Raw genomic sequence first — 14,759 nt, 5'->3', positions numbered from 1 at the left:
CTCCCGCGCACGGTTGACTTGTGGCGATTATCGGACTCGACTTCGCTGCGCGAGAAAGCGCGATGCGAAGCGACGGACGGAAATGCGAAGCGTAGGGTTCTCAGGCAAGAATCCTCACCGCTGTTACCAGGGCACGACCTGTCCGAGATAGTCGACGTAATGCAGCCCGGCGCGCCCTTCATGCGCTTCGATCGTGCTGACCAGATTCGGAATGCTTTCTTCGATCGTCAGACGCGCGCCGGAGCCGCCCATGTCCGTCTGGACCCAACCGGGTGCCATCAGTAGCAAGGTCCGCGGCGACTCGGCGTGGCTGGCCGCGTACGTACGCATGAACATGTTCAGCGCGGCCTTGCTGCCGCGATAGACCTGAAAATTGCCGTTAGTCGCGTTCGTGAGGCTGCCCTGCCCCGACGACATCACACCGATCGTGCCGGTCGAAGGAACGAGGTCCTGCAGCGTGTGGATAACGCGCATCGGACTCAGCGCGTTCGTGACCATCACGCGTACGAACTCGTCGGTCGATACATCGGCTGTCGTTTCGCGGTCGTCGTTCTTGACGCCGGCGTTTACGAACAGCACGTCGATGCGACGACCGGTCAAACGGGCACGCAGGTCCGCGACCTGCTCGGGAACCGCGACGTCGACGGTTTCTACTTCGAGTGCGCCGTCGGAAGTGGCAGCGATCTGGCGGAGTTTGTCGGTGGATGCGGCTCGTCCCGTCGCGATGACGTGGTAACCGCGCTTCAGATACTCCTCGACCATCGCGAAGCCGAGGCCGCGCGATGCACCGATGAGGAGAACCGTTTTCTGCGAAGAGGTGTTTGGCATGGCGTTTCCTTTAAACGAGGCCGCTATCGGGCCTGAAGTGAAGGCCATCGGAGCGATCCTGCTGAATGAGTGTCGACTGCCAATATATCGGCGCATCACAGGTGGCGGAAGGCGCGCGAAATGCAACTACACTATGCATCGGACGCCCTACCTCACCGCCCTTTGCCGCGACCACGCAATGTCTGAACCGGACCTCAACCTCCTCTTCGCGCTCGATGCGTTGCTCACCGAGAAGAACGTGACGCGCGCCGCCAAAGCGCTGCAATTGAGCGCGTCGGCGATGAGCCGCACGCTGAGCCGGCTTCGCGCGGAGACCGGCGATCCGCTGCTGGTGCGGGCCGGACGCGACATGGTGCTGACGCCGTACGCGGAGGAAATTCGCGAGCGCACGCGGAATCTCGTCCGTGACGCGCGTGCGGTGCTGCGTCCGCCGCCCGAAGCCCCCGATTTTTCGACGCTACGCCGCACCTTCGCGATTCGCGCGAACGAAGGGTTTATCGAAGCATTCGGTGCATCGCTGATCGCCGAAGTCACCGCGCTTGCGCCGTTCGTGCGTTTGCACTTCGTGCCCAAACCGGAAAAGAGCGCGACGGCTTTACGCGAGGGGTCCGCCGATCTCGAGGTCGGCGTGCTGGAGGAAATGGGCCCCGAGGTGCGCGTGCGGGCGCTGTTTCGGGACCGCTTCGTCGGTGTGGTCAGAAAGGGGCATCCGCTCGATGCGGAACAGGACGTGACGCTCGAACGATACGCGGCGTTCGGTCATGTCGCGACGCCGTACGGTCGCCAGATAACCGGGGCGCTCGATGCTGCGATGGCATTGGCCGGGTTCGAGCGAACTGTCGTAGCGATGGTTCCGAGCTTTACGTCGGCGCTCGCCGTGGTTCGCGCGTCGGATCTGATCGCGCTGCTGCCGGCGTCGTTCATGGATACGCAGCCTGATGCATCCGTTGCTGATTATTCGTTCGAGCTTCCCGTCGCGACCGAAGGCTTCACCGTCTCGCAGATGTGGCATCCGCGGCTGGAGGTCGATCCGGTTCATCGGTGGTTGAGGGAGCTGGTGTTGACGGTGTGTCGGCGGCGGGTGGCGTTGTGAAGAGACCTCACTCACCCCAGCCGCAGTATCCCTTTACAATCCGACACTTCGATCCAGAACCGTGACGCGCACCATGAAACTCCTTCTTGCATCGACCCTCGCGACGATCATCGCAGCCACCAGCGCCGTTGCCGTGGCCCAGACGCCGCCCCAGCAGCAGTGCGCGATCGGCAAGGTCACCGGCGTCGGCGGATCGGCGCAGAGCATGCACGACTATCTGGCCGCACCCAGCCGCGATCAGTATCGGATCGTCAACGAGAACCCGATCTCGTGTCAGGTCTCCGACGACGGTCACGCATCGGCCTGTACCGGCCTCGTGAATCTGCGTAATGACCGCGTCAGCGTGTACGACGACATCGATGCGACGACGATGTCGGTCGTCGCGCGCGTCGAGCTGGATCACGGGCAGACCTACCCGGTGATCATCGTCGTGCAGAAGAAGGATGTGCGCTGCGAGGAGTGAGCGCAGTGAAAGGCGGAAACGCAGAGAGAAAAGCTTTCCGTACCACCGGGCGCCGTCGGACTGGCGCTGCCCGGATGTGCACTGCGGCGCCAACCGCCGCGTGACGGAACCACTTCCCCGGGCGCCCGGTATACCGGATCGCTTTGATTGAATTTAACGGCATACACGGGGTCGTCGAGCAGACGGGGTTTCCCTGATGGACACCGCGTTGCAACACTCCCCGAGTCAGTCCGCCCGGTCTGTCTTCCCCACCACACCCGGCCAGACGATCTCCAGCTCCAGCGCAATCGAACGCGCGAGCCCTTCCATATCCGGAAACAGCGACGCGTTCGTGATGTTCATCCGGTACAGCGATCGCATCGCGTCCTCACGCACCGACGGCGGCAGCACGATCTTGCGCAGCAGTTCGTCGTCGCTCGAATAGTTGTTCAGGATCTCGTCGAGCGATTTCTGCAGCAGTCCCGGCAACACGAACGTGCCCGCCTGCGCGATCAGCCGCTGATCCATCTCCGACGGTTCGCCGAACCAGATCACCGGGTTCTTGTCGGTCAGGAAGAATTTCTCGAAGTTACCTTTGCGGCGCGGATCGATCATGTCGCGCGTCAGATGCGGCGTGGTGCTCGGGTACGCGCGGTTGGTCCATAGCGCCGGCGTGTTGACCGCGTAGATCGCCGCGTCGGACACCGCCCGTTCGAGCGCGAAAAACGCGGCCACGTACGGGGATTTCGTGAAGTCGAGCAGGCGCGTCGGTGCGCCATGATGCTGCATCAGCCCGAGGCAGCGCAGGTCGTCGGACAGCGCGCGCACGTCGGACAGATAGTTGTGCGCCTTGCGCCGGAAAATACGGATCGCGCGCTGTTCCTGAATGCGCCACGTGGTGCGATCGGGCACGAACGCGGACAGGTAGCGCGACAGCGAACTCTGCAGCGGCCAGTTGGCGTCCTGCTGGCCGCGAAACGCCCAGCCGTCGAGTTCGGACGTCAAGTCCATGAACTGCTGCCAGTTCGACACCACCGTCGTTTTCACTTCGTCCACCTTGTCCGGTCAGTCACGCTTCGTATTTATACGATAAGGTACCCCGTGTCGAGCGTGGCGAGCGTCGCGGCACGATCGAGTGCCGCCGCGTGCGTTGCATGCACGCGATACAGCGTGTCGCCGGGCGCGACGCTCTGCCCGACACGGCACAGCAGATCGACACCCGCGCCCGCATCGGCCGGCGCACCCGCCTGCCGCGCGATGCCGGCTACCTGCCAGCCGTCGATCGACGCCACCACACCACCCTGCGCAGCCTTCACGTCGTGCACCCGCGCAGCCGGCCGCACGGGTTGCGCATGCCGCCCCTGCGCATCGACGATCCGCTCGAACGCCGCACGCGCCGCGCCACTCGCGAGCAGCGTCTGCGCGATGCGCCGCCCTTCGTCGACATCGCGTACACCGGGCGCCCATGCAAGGATATGCGACGCAAATGTCAGTGCCTTGTCTCGCAGATCAGGCGGCGCATCGGCAGCGTCGTCGAGTACGAGATCGATGTCGCGGACCTCCAGCGCCGGACCGATGCCCCGGCCGACCGGCCCGCTGCCATCGGTGACGAGCGCCTTCACCTGCAGGCCGACGCCTGCTCCCACATATTCGAACAATGCGGCAAGCGCGTGTGCTTCATCGGCATCCTTCAGCTTTGCACGCGGGCCGCACGGCAGATCGACCATCACGTGGGTCGAACCCGCCGATACTTTCTTCGACAGGATCGACGCAACCGACCAGCGGTTCGTGTCGAGCCCGAGCGGCCGCGTGAACGCGTTGATCCGGTCGTCGATCAGCGAGTGATTGAGCTTGCCGTTCCACGCGATGCAAGCGCGCGCGGTCTCGACGCAATGGCGCACTTCCCCCGACGTCAGATCGACACGCGCGACGGTTTCCATCGCGTCCGCAGTGCCGGCCGCCGACGTGATCGCACGCGACGACGTCTTCGGCATCGCGAGCCCGTACGCCGCGACGATCGGCACGACGATCAGCGTGATGCGGCTGCCGGGGATGCCGCCCATCGAATGCTTGTCGACGACGATCGGCTCGTTCCATTCGATTCGCGGCATCCGCTTCGCTCGCACCCGCGCGAGCGCGAGCACTTCGGCGTCGCTCACGTGCTGGCATGCGTGCAGCAGGAAGCGGTCGACGTTGCGCTCCGCGTAGCGCAACGCGAGGATGTCGTCGAACAGCGCTTCGTACTGGGTTTCGTCGAGCGATGCGCCCGCGAGCTTGGCCTGCAGCAGCGGCGTGCTGGACGGCGGTTCGATCGCGTGCCGCAGCGCGTGCATGAAGCGCTCGATGCCCTCTTCGAGCGAACCGTCGTTGACGATGCGGCGAATCTCGACATCGGCGGTACACGGTTCGACTTCGCGCGCGACGCGGGCCCGCACCTGCTCGGCCGTTTCGCGGCCGCGTCCGAGCAGCCGCGCTTCGAGCACTTCTGCCGGCGCACCGACTTCAATTACGACGAGCCGAGGCACACGCGCGGCGAGATCGCCGATCATCCGGCGCGAGCCGTTCGCGATCACATGACGGCCCTGCGCGATCGCATCGAGCAGATCACGCCGCAACCCATACCGCAGCCCGTGTGCGGACCACGTGACGAGAAATTCGCCGCGTGCGTCGAGCGCATCGAACGTGGCATCGTCGAGTGCGTCGTGGTCTTCACCGGGCGAGCCGGCCGGTCGCGTGATCGCGCGCCGCGCGAAACAGAAGTTGGGTTCGAGACGGCGCGCGCCTTCGATCAGCGAATCCTTGCCGGCCCCGCTCGGGCCGACCACGAAGAAGAAGATGCCCGCGCTTGTTGTGTTCGGCGCGCTCATCGCGCTTACTCCGCTTCGTCCAGCCCGATGTCGACGCAGGCTGCCGCCTGATTGATCTTGCTGGTGGAGATGTAATCGACGCCGGTCTTCGCGATCGCGCCGATCGTCGCGAGGCTGATGCCACCCGATGCTTCGAGCTGCACGCGGCCACCCACCATCTCGACGGCGCGCGTCATGTCTTCGACCGACATGTTGTCGAGCATGATCACGTCGACGCCCGCTTCGAGCGCTTCGCCGACCTGCTCCAGACGGTCGCATTCCACTTCGAGTTTCGTCAGCACCGGCAACTGACGACGCGCGCGCTGCACCGCCTTCGCGATGCCGCCGCACACGGCGATGTGGTTGTCCTTGATCATCACGCCGTTGTCGAGGCCGAGCCGGTGATTCAGCCCGCCGCCGCACGTCACCGCGTGCTTTTCGAGCATCCGCAGGCCGGGCGTCGTCTTGCGCGTATCGATCAGGCGAGCGCGCGTGCCGGCCACTGCCGCAACGTACTGTGCGGTCAGATTCGCGATACCCGACAGCCGCTGCACGATGTTGAGCGCGGTGCGCTCGGCCGTCAGCACGCTGCGCGCAGCGCCGCGCACGTCGAGCAGCACCGCGCCCGCGTCGACCTTGTCGCCGTCCTTCACGCGCACGACGAGCTCGAGCGTTGAGTCGTAGCGCGAGAACACGCGCGCGGCCACGTCGATGCCCGCGACGATCAGCGGCTCGCGCGCGTTCATGTAGAACGAGCCCGTCTCGTGCGCTTCGATCATCAGCTGCGCGGTCAGGTCGCAATAGCCGATGTCCTCGGTCAACCATGTGTCGATCAGGCGGTCCGTCTGGAATACGTCGTACATGATGTGTTTATCCTTCTCTAACGGAAATAGCGGAAATGGCGGGAATATTAGCGGTGCTTCAGGCGCCGGTCGGCCATCATCAAGAGGCCGTTGCAGGCAAGTGCGAAAACGGTCAGGAACAGCGCAACGGCCATGATCGTGCGGATGTCGCCGAGATTCATCGCGCTCGTCAGCAGATAGCCGAGTCCGCGTTGCGACGCGAACATCTCGCCGATCAGCACGCCGAGCAGCGTCAGCGAAAAACCGAGCCGCAGCCCCGCGACGATCTCCGGAAAAATCGCCGGCAGCACGACGTGCAGCACCGTCCGATGAAACGACAGACGCATCGACTTCGATGCACGCAGATAGACGGGCCGCATCTGACGGATCGCGTTCATCGTGAACATCAGGATCGGGATCAGGCCGTGCATCACGCCGAACGCGACTTTCGCGGACAGCCCGAGCCCGAACACCAGCAACACGAGCGGATACAGTGTGACCTTCGGCAGCGAGTAGAGGTTCAGCAGGATCGGTTCGGCGACCACGCCGGACATCCGGTTCACGCCCAGCACGACGCCGAGCGCGACGCCGCCCGCGAGCGCGATGACGAGTGCATAGGCAAGCGCCCGTGCGGTCTCGCCGACGTTCTGCCAGAACGCCTGGGTGCCGAGCATCGCGACGAGCGTGCGCACGGTGCTCCACGGTGAGCCCATCGCGCTGTCGCCGACGGCCCAGTGCAGACACTGCCAGCACAGCACGACCACAACGGCGACCAGCAGCATGTCGGTGAAGCGTTTCATCGCAGTGATTTCCATTGCGTTGACATTAGCGTTGACGGCGCGCCTGGAACCGGTGATCGATCCGGTTCAGCACGACGTTCACGAGCGTGACGAGCACCAGCACGAACAGCATCAGCGAATACATGTCGTCGTTCTGGAAGTTGTTGTACGCATAGCCGATCGCGTAACCGATGCCGGAGCCGGACAGGATGAACTCCGACGCGATCACGCCGATGAACGAGTACGCGACCGACAGCTTCACGCCGGTGAACAGATAAGGCAGCGTCGCGGGCAGCTTGATGTGAATCGCCGAGCGCCACGGCGACAATCGCATCACCTGTGCGCTCTTGTGCAGCGCGCGCGGAATGCGGTCGAGTCCGTTCAGCGTCGCGGTAATCATCGTGACGACGGCGAGCATCACGGCAATCGCGATGATCGGTGCCGAACCGACGCCGAGCAGCACGATAAAGACAGGATAAAAAATGAACGTCGGCACCGCGTAGTAGCTGGACAGCAGCGGCTCGATCGAGCGGCGCAGCGACGGCAGCGCATGAATGCCGAGCCCGAGCACGAAGCCGAGCAGCACCGACACGACCGATGCGGCGACGATGTTCGCGAGACTCGTTACGATGTCGTGATCGAACTTGCCGCTTTTCAGCAGCTCGATGCCGTGCGACACCATCGCGGACGGCGGCACCAGCACGCTCGACGGAATGACGCCGACGCGGCACAGCAGTTCGACGAGTGCGACGAACCCGACGACCACCACGATACGGACAAGCGTTTCGGTTTTCACTTCGAACCCTGTGTCGGCTAGTACTCGCACGCCGGTTGCACGCCCATCACTTTCAGCGATTCCACACGCAGCTTTTCCCACAACCGCGCGTTCACTTCGCCGAAGCGCGGCGTCGACACGACGCGGCTGTCGCGCGAACGCTCCCAGCCGGTTTCGACGATATCGATGAAAAGGCCCGGTCGCGCCGACATCACGCCGACGCGATCCGACAGCATCGCGGCTTCGTCGAGCGCATGCGTGATCAGCAGCACCGTCGCCGACGTTTCGCGCCACAGCCGCAGCAGTTCGTCGCCCATCAGCAAACGCGTTTGTTGATCGAGTGCACCGAACGGCTCGTCGAGCAGGATCAGACGCGGCTGGATGACCAGCGTGCGCGCGATGCACACGCGCTGCCGCATGCCGCCGGACAACTGCGCCGGATAGGCGCCGGCAAAATCCTTCAGCCCCATGAAGCCGAGCGCGTAATCGACGCGCCGGCGAATCTCCGCACCGTCGACACCCGCCATCCGCAGACCGAACGAGATGTTGTCGCGCACCGTGAGCCACGGAAACGACGCGTCCTCCTGGAACACGACGCCGACGCCGTCGGGCACGCCCTTCACCGACTGACCCTCGAACGTGACCGTGCCGGAACTTGGCTTGGACAGACCGGCAAGTGCGTCGAGCAACGTCGACTTGCCGCAACCCGACGGACCGACCACCGAGAAAAACTCGCCGCGCGTGAGCGTCAGATCGATCGGACCGAGCGCATGAAACAGCTCCTTCGATCCGTTCTTGCTGAAATAGCGCGTGACGCCCGCGAGTTCGACGTGCGCTTCCTGCGGCGCCGGCGCACGCAGCGCCGAACTCTCGACGATCTGCAGCGCGGGCGGCGCATTGAACGCTTTCATAGCTTGCTCCTCGCCTTGAGGTCGGCGGGCAGATAACTCAGGTCGACGAGCTTCGACCAGTCGACGTCGCCATTCAGCTCGCCGATCAGTTTCAGGCCATCCGTCATGCGATCGAGTTCCGCGCGATCGAAGTCGCCGTCGCTCCACATCCGCGACTTGACCATGTTGTCGACGGCTTCGCGCGCGACGTCGGGCGTGAGCTTGAAGCTGGTTTCGAGCAGTTTCGCGGCACCGGCCGGATCGGCGTAGACCGATTCGACGCCTGCGCGGCGCCCCGCGATGATCGCGCGCAGTTCGTCGGGATGGCTCTTCGCGAACTCGCGCGTGGTGATGCCGACGGACGTGGTCATCGGCTGCAGAATCTCGCCCGCGCGATACACGGTGCGGTACTTGTCCTTGCGCACGATCGACAGCGGTTCGATCAACGCGGCACCGGACACCGCACCCTGCTCGAGCATCGTGAGGCCGTTCACGTAGCCGCCGGATGCGACGCGCTGCACCTTGCTGCCGTCGATGCCCTTCGCTTTCAGCACCATCAGCAGCAGCATTTCCGATACGCCCTTCGGCGACGTGATCGCGACTTTCTTGCCGACGAGATCGGCGACGCTGTGCACCGGCGAATTCGGCATCGTCACCATCGACGCTTCCGCGACGCTGCGCGTGCCGACATTGACGATCACGAGATCGAGGCCCTGACGTTGCGCGGCGAGCGCCGCGGCCACCGCCACTTCGCCGTAAGGCGTCTTGCTCGCGAGAATGTTGCGGACCGTCGTGCCACCGCCGCCCGACGTGAGGATGCCGGTGATGTCCACGCCGGCTTTCTTGAAGAGACCCTTGTCCATCGCGACCGCGTACGGCAAACCGTACAGACTGCTGCCCCACTGCGTGACCGAGATCTCGTCGGCGCGCAGGTTGGTCGCGGGTATCACGCATGCCGAGATGGCCAGTGACGCAGCGAGCGTCGCGCCAACCCGTTTGAGGAAACACTTCATATAGATCACTCCAGACAGGAATCAGATGGCTATAGAAGCTGCGCACCGCCATCGACCAGCCGAACGATCAAATGAGCGTACACGCGGTAATCGGAAGAGTAAGTGCAATGCCTATGCCATGGTTAGCGGTGTTTACCCGCGACTCTTCCCGCGCGCTTCGTATGAATTAATTCTTTTATATTCAACACATTGGAAGAAGTCCTAAAATTCAGCTCCGCTGACAACAGGCTTTCCGTCGATCTCGCACTGCACCACCAGAAAACATGTACACACTATAAAAGCGCATGTGATCACGCATCTGGCCAGCGCGTCCCCGTATTGGTGAAGCGCAGCAGAATTCAGGAATGCCCGCCGCGCGTCGACCCGAATCGATAATTTGAATATGAAACGGGCAGCGGGGGCAAGCGAAGAAAGCGGGGATGAGGGGAATTGAAGCGGGAAAGCAGAACGCTAGACACCCGCGAGATGGTTTCCGAGGCGCAGTGGCCATTCGTTGTCGAACCAGTCGAGCTGCGCACGATGACGCGCGGCCAACACTTCGAGGCAGCGCTCGCCGCGTTTCAGAAGATGGACTTCCACTTGCCGTCGATCGGCCTCGCGCGGCCGTCGCTCGACGAATCCCGCCGCTTCGCAGCGGGACACCAGCATCACGACGCCATGCTGCAGCGCCTGCAGACGTTCCGCGAGTTCGCCGACGGTGGCCCACTCGCGTCCCGGCATGCCCTTGATGTGCAGCAGCATCAGATACTGCAGCGGCGTAATGCCCTCCTCGCGCAGGATCGTCTCCGACACATGGAGGAAGCACCGCAACCGGTAGCGGAATTCCGACAGCTTTTCGAAATCGGCCTTCGTGAGCGCCTGATCGCTGGAATTGTTCATCGCGCTACCGGGACGATGCATGCGTCGCGTTGCGTCAACGCGGCGGCAGAGCTTCCTGCTCGTCGTCGGATTGTTTGCTGCGCGTCAGCGACATGCTGCGGAACTGCTCGCGCTGACGTTCCTCGTTAAAGATCGACAGCGACGGTTTGACCAGATCGTAGCGGGACACGATGCCGATCAGGCGATACGTTGCTTCGTCGGCGACGACCGGCACACGATCGAGTGAACGCGCGGCGAGACGCGCAGCAACGAGGCGGCAGGTCTCGTCGGGCAGCGCGACGTCGGGCAGTGCGCTGCCGCACAGATCGCCGACGTACGTCGTAGCCGCGTCCGCCTGAGCGACCGCAAGCAGCATCTGCCGGTCCACCATGCCGACCAGCCGGCCCTCGCGCACCACCGGGAACGCACGATGCACCTGCTGCGGACCAAAGTGCTGCTCGAGTGCGGCGGCGACGCTAGCGCCTGCATCGATGCTCGTCACAGTGCGCGTCATGACTTCGTCGACGTGATGGCGTTCGAGCGGATCGATACCGTATTCGCGGTAGATGTGATAACCACGTCGTGCGATTTTCTCGGTCAGGATCGAGCGGCGCATGTACAGCACCGTAAAGCCGTACGACACAGCCGCGGAAGTCAGCAGCGGCAGCAATGCGTTTGCGTCGTGCGTCAGTTCGAATGCGAAGACCACCGCCATGATCGGCGCGCGCATCATGCCGCCGAGCGCCGCCGCCATGCAGACCAGCGGCCACACGGCCGGTTCGCCGCCGGGCATCATCGGACCGATGACCGCGCCCACGCCTGCGCCCATCATCAGCAACGGAGCGAGCACGCCGCCCGACGTGCCGGAGGCCAGCGCGATCACCCAGATCACCGCCTTGACGAGCACGATCGCCAGCACGACGCTCACTGCGAGGTGATTCTGCAGCAGGTCGCCGATCACGTCATAGCCGACGCCGAGCGTGCGCGGCTGAAAATAACCGCCGATACCCACTGCCAGGCCACCCAGCGCGGGCCACCACATCCAGTGCATCGGCAAACGGGCAAACAGGTCTTCGACCTTGTAGAGCCAGCTCGACAGCGCCCACGACAGCACGCCCGTCAACAGCCCTGCCACCGCGCACGATGCGAGGCCGAGCGGACCGAGCGGCAATGTTTGCAGCGGAAACAGCGGACCTGCGCCCATCAGCAGCGGCCGCAAAAATCCGGCGACCGCGCACGCCACCGCAACCGGCAGCAAGCTGCGCGGACGCAGTTCGAACAGCAGCAGTTCGACGGCCAGCAGCACCGCCGCGACCGGCGTGCCGAACACCGCAGTCATCCCGGCCGTTGCGCCGGCGACCAGCAGCGTCTTGCGTTCACCGCTCGACAGATGGAAGAACTGCGCGATCAGCGAGCCGATCGCACCGCCCGTCATGATGATCGGCCCTTCCGCGCCGAACGGGCCGCCGCTGCCGATCGCGATTGCCGACGCGAGCGGCTTGAGCACGGCGACCTTCGGCGACATCTTGCTCTTGCCGAACAGGATCGCCTCGATGGCTTCGGGGATGCCGTGGCCGCGGATCTGCTCGGAGCCGTAGCGCGCGATCAACCCGACGATCAAACCGCCCAGCACCGGCACGACGATCACCCATAGCCCCAACCCGTTCATCGACGGCGAGTGGTTATCGATCGACGTGGTCTGAAAGAAGAACAGGTTCGTAAAGAAGCGGATCAGATGCAGCAGGAAGTCTGCGGCGACGGTGCTCAGCACGCCGAGCGCCGCGGCAATAGCCGCGATTCTCAGGAGCCGGGTATCGGTGGCGAAATCGCCTTTTGAAGTATTCACGTGTACGTCGATTCGGGGTTGTCGGATTGAAAAACAGGACCTTCACGCATCGCGTCGATGCGTGGGATGGCTCGGTATTACCTCATCTTGCGATGTAATTGACTGCAGGCTCGCTGGCTGGCCGAACGATAATCGAACGGGTAAACGCCAATTTCCGCCTCTGGAGACACGGTACTATACATCACATTGTGATGTATAATGAAATTGGCGTGACGGTGTGTGTTGGTATAAAGACTTGCACGCCGTAACCGCAATGGAGGTCGGAGCAATCATGCTGGCACCATTCGAACGCATTCTTCTTTGCTACGACGGCACGCCGGAAGGTCGGCGCGCGCTGCGTTGCGGCGCGATGCTCGCGCGGCAACTGCAAACCGAAACCCACCTTCTGTCGATACTCGACGTCACCGGCTGGTCGAACGGATTCGATGTGTTGTCGTCGATGAAATTCGAAGTCGACGAACAGGCCGCAAGAGAGACGCTGCAGGACGGCATCGACCAGTTGCGCGCATGGGACGTCGCCGTCACCGGCCATTCCATCGTCGGCAATGCCGTCGACCATATTGCCGGTCTCGCGAACTCGCTCCGTGTGGATCTGATCGTGATCGGACATCATCCGCACGGCTTCTTTGCACGCTGGCTGTCGGGCGAAAACCATGCGTCGCTTCTCGATCGCGTGTCGTGCGACGTGCTGTTCGAAGTCGTCCATTGACGGCTTTGCACAGACCGCAGACTCCAGGGAGGATCGGGCAATGGACGAACAACCTCGCGAGCACTACAAGGGCTGCCAGATCCGCGCGTGCGCGCAGATCGACGCGAGAGCCGCCGACGGTCTGGAACTGGGCGTCCTCTATCAACCGATTGCGGTGATCGAATGGTGTGACAGTGCGGGCACGCATCGCAAGCTGCTATGCGATCGCAAGGGACGCATATTCAACTGCCCGGAAGATGCATTGCGGCTCGCTGCCGCGATGGCGAAACGTTTTGTCGACACGACGCTGGCAGGCGTCGGTGCCGTTCAGGTTCAAACTCAAGCTCAGGAAAAGCGCTAGCCAGCGCGCGGCATGCTCGCCGCGCGCATCGTACCGGCTAGAGTCCCCAGATGATGTCGGCGTTATGCTTGCTCGCCTCGCGCATCATGTCGAGGAACGGCCATGCGCGTTGCGAAAGACCGCCGCGCGAATCGCGCTGACCGCCGGGCGAGGTGTACAGCGCTTCGAGTGCGATCTCCGCTTTTGTTTCGTCGGATATCGCCGATTCGAGCCGCTCGATTGCATGCGGCATTTCGTCGTGAGTGATCACGCCGCGCACGTCGAGTCGTTTGCCGACGAGACCTAGCAGATATTGGGCGAGATCTCGCAGCATCACGACGTCTGCCGCGGCTGTCGATTGAAAAGTGATCATCATGTTTCCTCCCGTTCTCCCTCTTGAACGCACATCTGATTATATCACGACGTGATATTTAATCATTCGATGGATCGAGACAGGGTTCTCTAGCCGGACGCACGTCGTTATGCGATATAGTTTCTGCTCATTTGCCTGATGAATCTCCCATGAAAGACGCACGGAATCGCGATCTGACCAAAGCCAACTTCGAGCAGCTGTCGGAATTCCGCTACCACATGCGGCGCTTCGAACGCTTCTCCGAACAGGCCGCGCAGAGCGAGGGCATCACGCCGTTGCAGTACCTGCTACTGCTGCACATCAAGGGCTATCCGGGTCGCGACTGGGCAACGGTCGGCGAACTGGCCGAGCGGCTGCAGGCGCAGCATCATGGCGTGGTTGCGCTGGTATCGCGTTGCGAAGCGCTCAGTCTGGTCCGGCGCAAGGTCAGCGCGACGGATCGGCGTCAGGTGGAAGTCCATCTCGAGAAGGCCGGCCAGAAAGTGCTGGAGAAACTGGCGGAACTGCATCGCGCGGAATTGAAATCGCTGAGCGGCGCGTTCCAGATTCCGCACATCGACTACGAGTGATCCAGCGGCCTGCGTGTTACGTGTTGCCCGCAAGCCACGTCACTCACCATCCGGACCGCACAGCTTGCGCAGCAGATGCAGCACCGCGACGCGTTCGACCGCGTTCAGGTCCGCCATCGTCAGTTCGCTGATGCGCGCCGCGGTCGGTGTCGTCTGATCGAGCAGCGTGCGGGCCCGCCCAGTCAACTCGACGATGCTCTTGCGGCGATCGTCCGGATTGGCCTGTAATTCGACGAGCCCCCTCGCCTGCAAACGCTCGATGATGCCGCGCACGGTCGCGCCGTCGATCGCGGTCGCCTTGCCGAGATCGCTGATCGACGACGGACCGAGCCGACGGTTCGCCGACAGCACCGCGAACTGCACCGCGGTGAGCTGCGGGTCGTCGATGGTCTGGCTGAAGATCGCGAGATGCCGCTGATACGCGCGACGCAGCAGATGCCCGATCTGCTCGGAGAACTCGTAGTCCGATGCGTCGACCTGAGCGGGCGCGACCGGTTCGGGGAGGGACTTGGGCTGCACCATGATCGATCGTGATCTCGCGAAAGGAGGGAAAGACGATACGGTCGTCGACCCGCGC

The 14,759-nt window shown here is 63.4% G+C and carries 17 protein-coding genes; 5 read left to right on the top strand and 12 right to left on the bottom strand.

All coding sequences use genetic code 11. The features are described 5' to 3' along the window. Nucleotides 1-123: 123 nt before the first annotated feature. Nucleotides 124-828, bottom strand: coding sequence for an SDR family NAD(P)-dependent oxidoreductase (locus tag E1748_RS15760; protein ID WP_133648127.1), 705 nt, complete (start codon nucleotides 826-828; stop codon nucleotides 124-126). Nucleotides 829-1,006: 178 nt separating this feature from the next. On the opposite strand from E1748_RS15760, the gene E1748_RS15755 reads away from it, so the two are divergent. Both E1748_RS15755 and E1748_RS15750 read left to right on the top strand, forming a co-directional pair. Beyond that, a complete protein-coding gene (locus E1748_RS15755; RefSeq protein ID WP_133649384.1) occupies nucleotides 1,007-1,921 on the top strand; it encodes a LysR family transcriptional regulator in 915 nt (304 codons plus the stop codon). A 73-nt stretch (nucleotides 1,922-1,994) separates the two neighbouring features. After that, nucleotides 1,995-2,384, top strand: coding sequence for a hypothetical protein (locus E1748_RS15750; RefSeq protein ID WP_133648126.1), 390 nt, complete (start codon nucleotides 1,995-1,997; stop codon nucleotides 2,382-2,384). A gap of 225 nt (nucleotides 2,385-2,609) precedes the next feature. Here the strand turns inward: E1748_RS15750 and E1748_RS15745 are convergent, their stop codons facing one another. The 9 genes from E1748_RS15745 to E1748_RS15705 all read right to left on the bottom strand — a co-directional run bounded on the left by E1748_RS15745 (nucleotide 2,610) and on the right by E1748_RS15705 (nucleotide 12,212). Continuing rightward, nucleotides 2,610-3,419 (bottom strand): FRG domain-containing protein, encoded by an 810-nt coding sequence (locus E1748_RS15745; protein ID WP_240766639.1) that lies wholly within the window; start codon nucleotides 3,417-3,419, stop codon nucleotides 2,610-2,612. A gap of 26 nt (nucleotides 3,420-3,445) precedes the next feature. After that, nucleotides 3,446-5,230, bottom strand: a complete 1,785-nt coding sequence (phnN, locus tag E1748_RS15740) for a phosphonate metabolism protein/1,5-bisphosphokinase (PRPP-forming) PhnN (protein ID WP_133648125.1) — start codon at nucleotides 5,228-5,230, stop codon at nucleotides 3,446-3,448. 5 nt (nucleotides 5,231-5,235) lie between these two features. Beyond that, a complete protein-coding gene (nadC, locus tag E1748_RS15735) occupies nucleotides 5,236-6,072 on the bottom strand; it encodes a carboxylating nicotinate-nucleotide diphosphorylase (protein ID WP_133648124.1) in 837 nt (278 codons plus the stop codon). A 47-nt stretch (nucleotides 6,073-6,119) separates the two neighbouring features. Next, entirely contained in the window at nucleotides 6,120-6,851 is a 732-nt protein-coding gene (locus E1748_RS15730) for an ABC transporter permease (protein WP_133648123.1), read from the bottom strand. A gap of 25 nt (nucleotides 6,852-6,876) precedes the next feature. Beyond that, entirely contained in the window at nucleotides 6,877-7,656 is a 780-nt protein-coding gene (locus tag E1748_RS15725) for an ABC transporter permease (protein ID WP_205965249.1), read from the bottom strand. After that, nucleotides 7,644-8,516: an ABC transporter ATP-binding protein gene (locus tag E1748_RS15720; RefSeq protein ID WP_133648121.1), complete on the bottom strand. Its 873-nt coding sequence runs from the start codon at nucleotides 8,514-8,516 to the stop codon at nucleotides 7,644-7,646. The genes E1748_RS15725 and E1748_RS15720 overlap by 13 nt, the downstream gene beginning before the upstream one ends. Next, the gene (locus E1748_RS15715) at nucleotides 8,513-9,508 is read right to left on the bottom strand and encodes an ABC transporter substrate-binding protein (protein WP_133648120.1); all 996 of its coding nucleotides are present in this window, start codon (nucleotides 9,506-9,508) and stop codon (nucleotides 8,513-8,515) included. Before E1748_RS15715 ends, E1748_RS15720 begins: the two co-directional genes overlap by 4 nt. A gap of 450 nt (nucleotides 9,509-9,958) precedes the next feature. Next, complete coding sequence (locus E1748_RS15710) at nucleotides 9,959-10,387, bottom strand: MarR family winged helix-turn-helix transcriptional regulator (RefSeq protein WP_133648119.1); 429 nt, start codon at nucleotides 10,385-10,387, stop codon at nucleotides 9,959-9,961. A 34-nt stretch (nucleotides 10,388-10,421) separates the two neighbouring features. Continuing rightward, a complete protein-coding gene (locus E1748_RS15705) occupies nucleotides 10,422-12,212 on the bottom strand; it encodes a chloride channel protein (protein WP_133648118.1) in 1,791 nt (596 codons plus the stop codon). A 271-nt stretch (nucleotides 12,213-12,483) separates the two neighbouring features. Here E1748_RS15705 and E1748_RS15700 point away from each other — a divergent pair, with 271 nt between their 5' ends. Both E1748_RS15700 and E1748_RS15695 read left to right on the top strand, forming a co-directional pair. After that, nucleotides 12,484-12,921, top strand: coding sequence for a universal stress protein (locus tag E1748_RS15700; protein ID WP_240766637.1), 438 nt, complete (start codon nucleotides 12,484-12,486; stop codon nucleotides 12,919-12,921). 40 nt (nucleotides 12,922-12,961) lie between these two features. Continuing rightward, nucleotides 12,962-13,261, top strand: a complete 300-nt coding sequence (locus tag E1748_RS15695; protein WP_133648117.1) for a hypothetical protein — start codon at nucleotides 12,962-12,964, stop codon at nucleotides 13,259-13,261. A 37-nt stretch (nucleotides 13,262-13,298) separates the two neighbouring features. On the opposite strand, the gene E1748_RS15690 is transcribed toward E1748_RS15695, so the two are convergent. Then, on the bottom strand, nucleotides 13,299-13,616 hold the full coding sequence (locus E1748_RS15690; RefSeq protein ID WP_133648116.1) for a DUF1840 domain-containing protein: 318 nt from the start codon (nucleotides 13,614-13,616) through the stop codon (nucleotides 13,299-13,301). A gap of 146 nt (nucleotides 13,617-13,762) precedes the next feature. Between E1748_RS15690 and E1748_RS15685 the strand changes: the two genes are divergently transcribed. Next, nucleotides 13,763-14,182, top strand: coding sequence for a MarR family winged helix-turn-helix transcriptional regulator (locus E1748_RS15685; protein ID WP_133648115.1), 420 nt, complete (start codon nucleotides 13,763-13,765; stop codon nucleotides 14,180-14,182). A 39-nt stretch (nucleotides 14,183-14,221) separates the two neighbouring features. Here the strand turns inward: E1748_RS15685 and E1748_RS15680 are convergent, their stop codons facing one another. Beyond that, entirely contained in the window at nucleotides 14,222-14,704 is a 483-nt protein-coding gene (locus E1748_RS15680; RefSeq protein ID WP_133648114.1) for a MarR family winged helix-turn-helix transcriptional regulator, read from the bottom strand. Nucleotides 14,705-14,759: the final 55 nt, after the last annotated feature.

Source organism: Paraburkholderia flava (assembly GCF_004359985.1).
Classification (GTDB): Bacteria; Pseudomonadota; Gammaproteobacteria; order Burkholderiales; family Burkholderiaceae; genus Paraburkholderia; species Paraburkholderia flava.
Note: the sequence above shows the minus strand (reverse complement) of the source record. Positions and strands in the feature narration are given on the sequence as shown.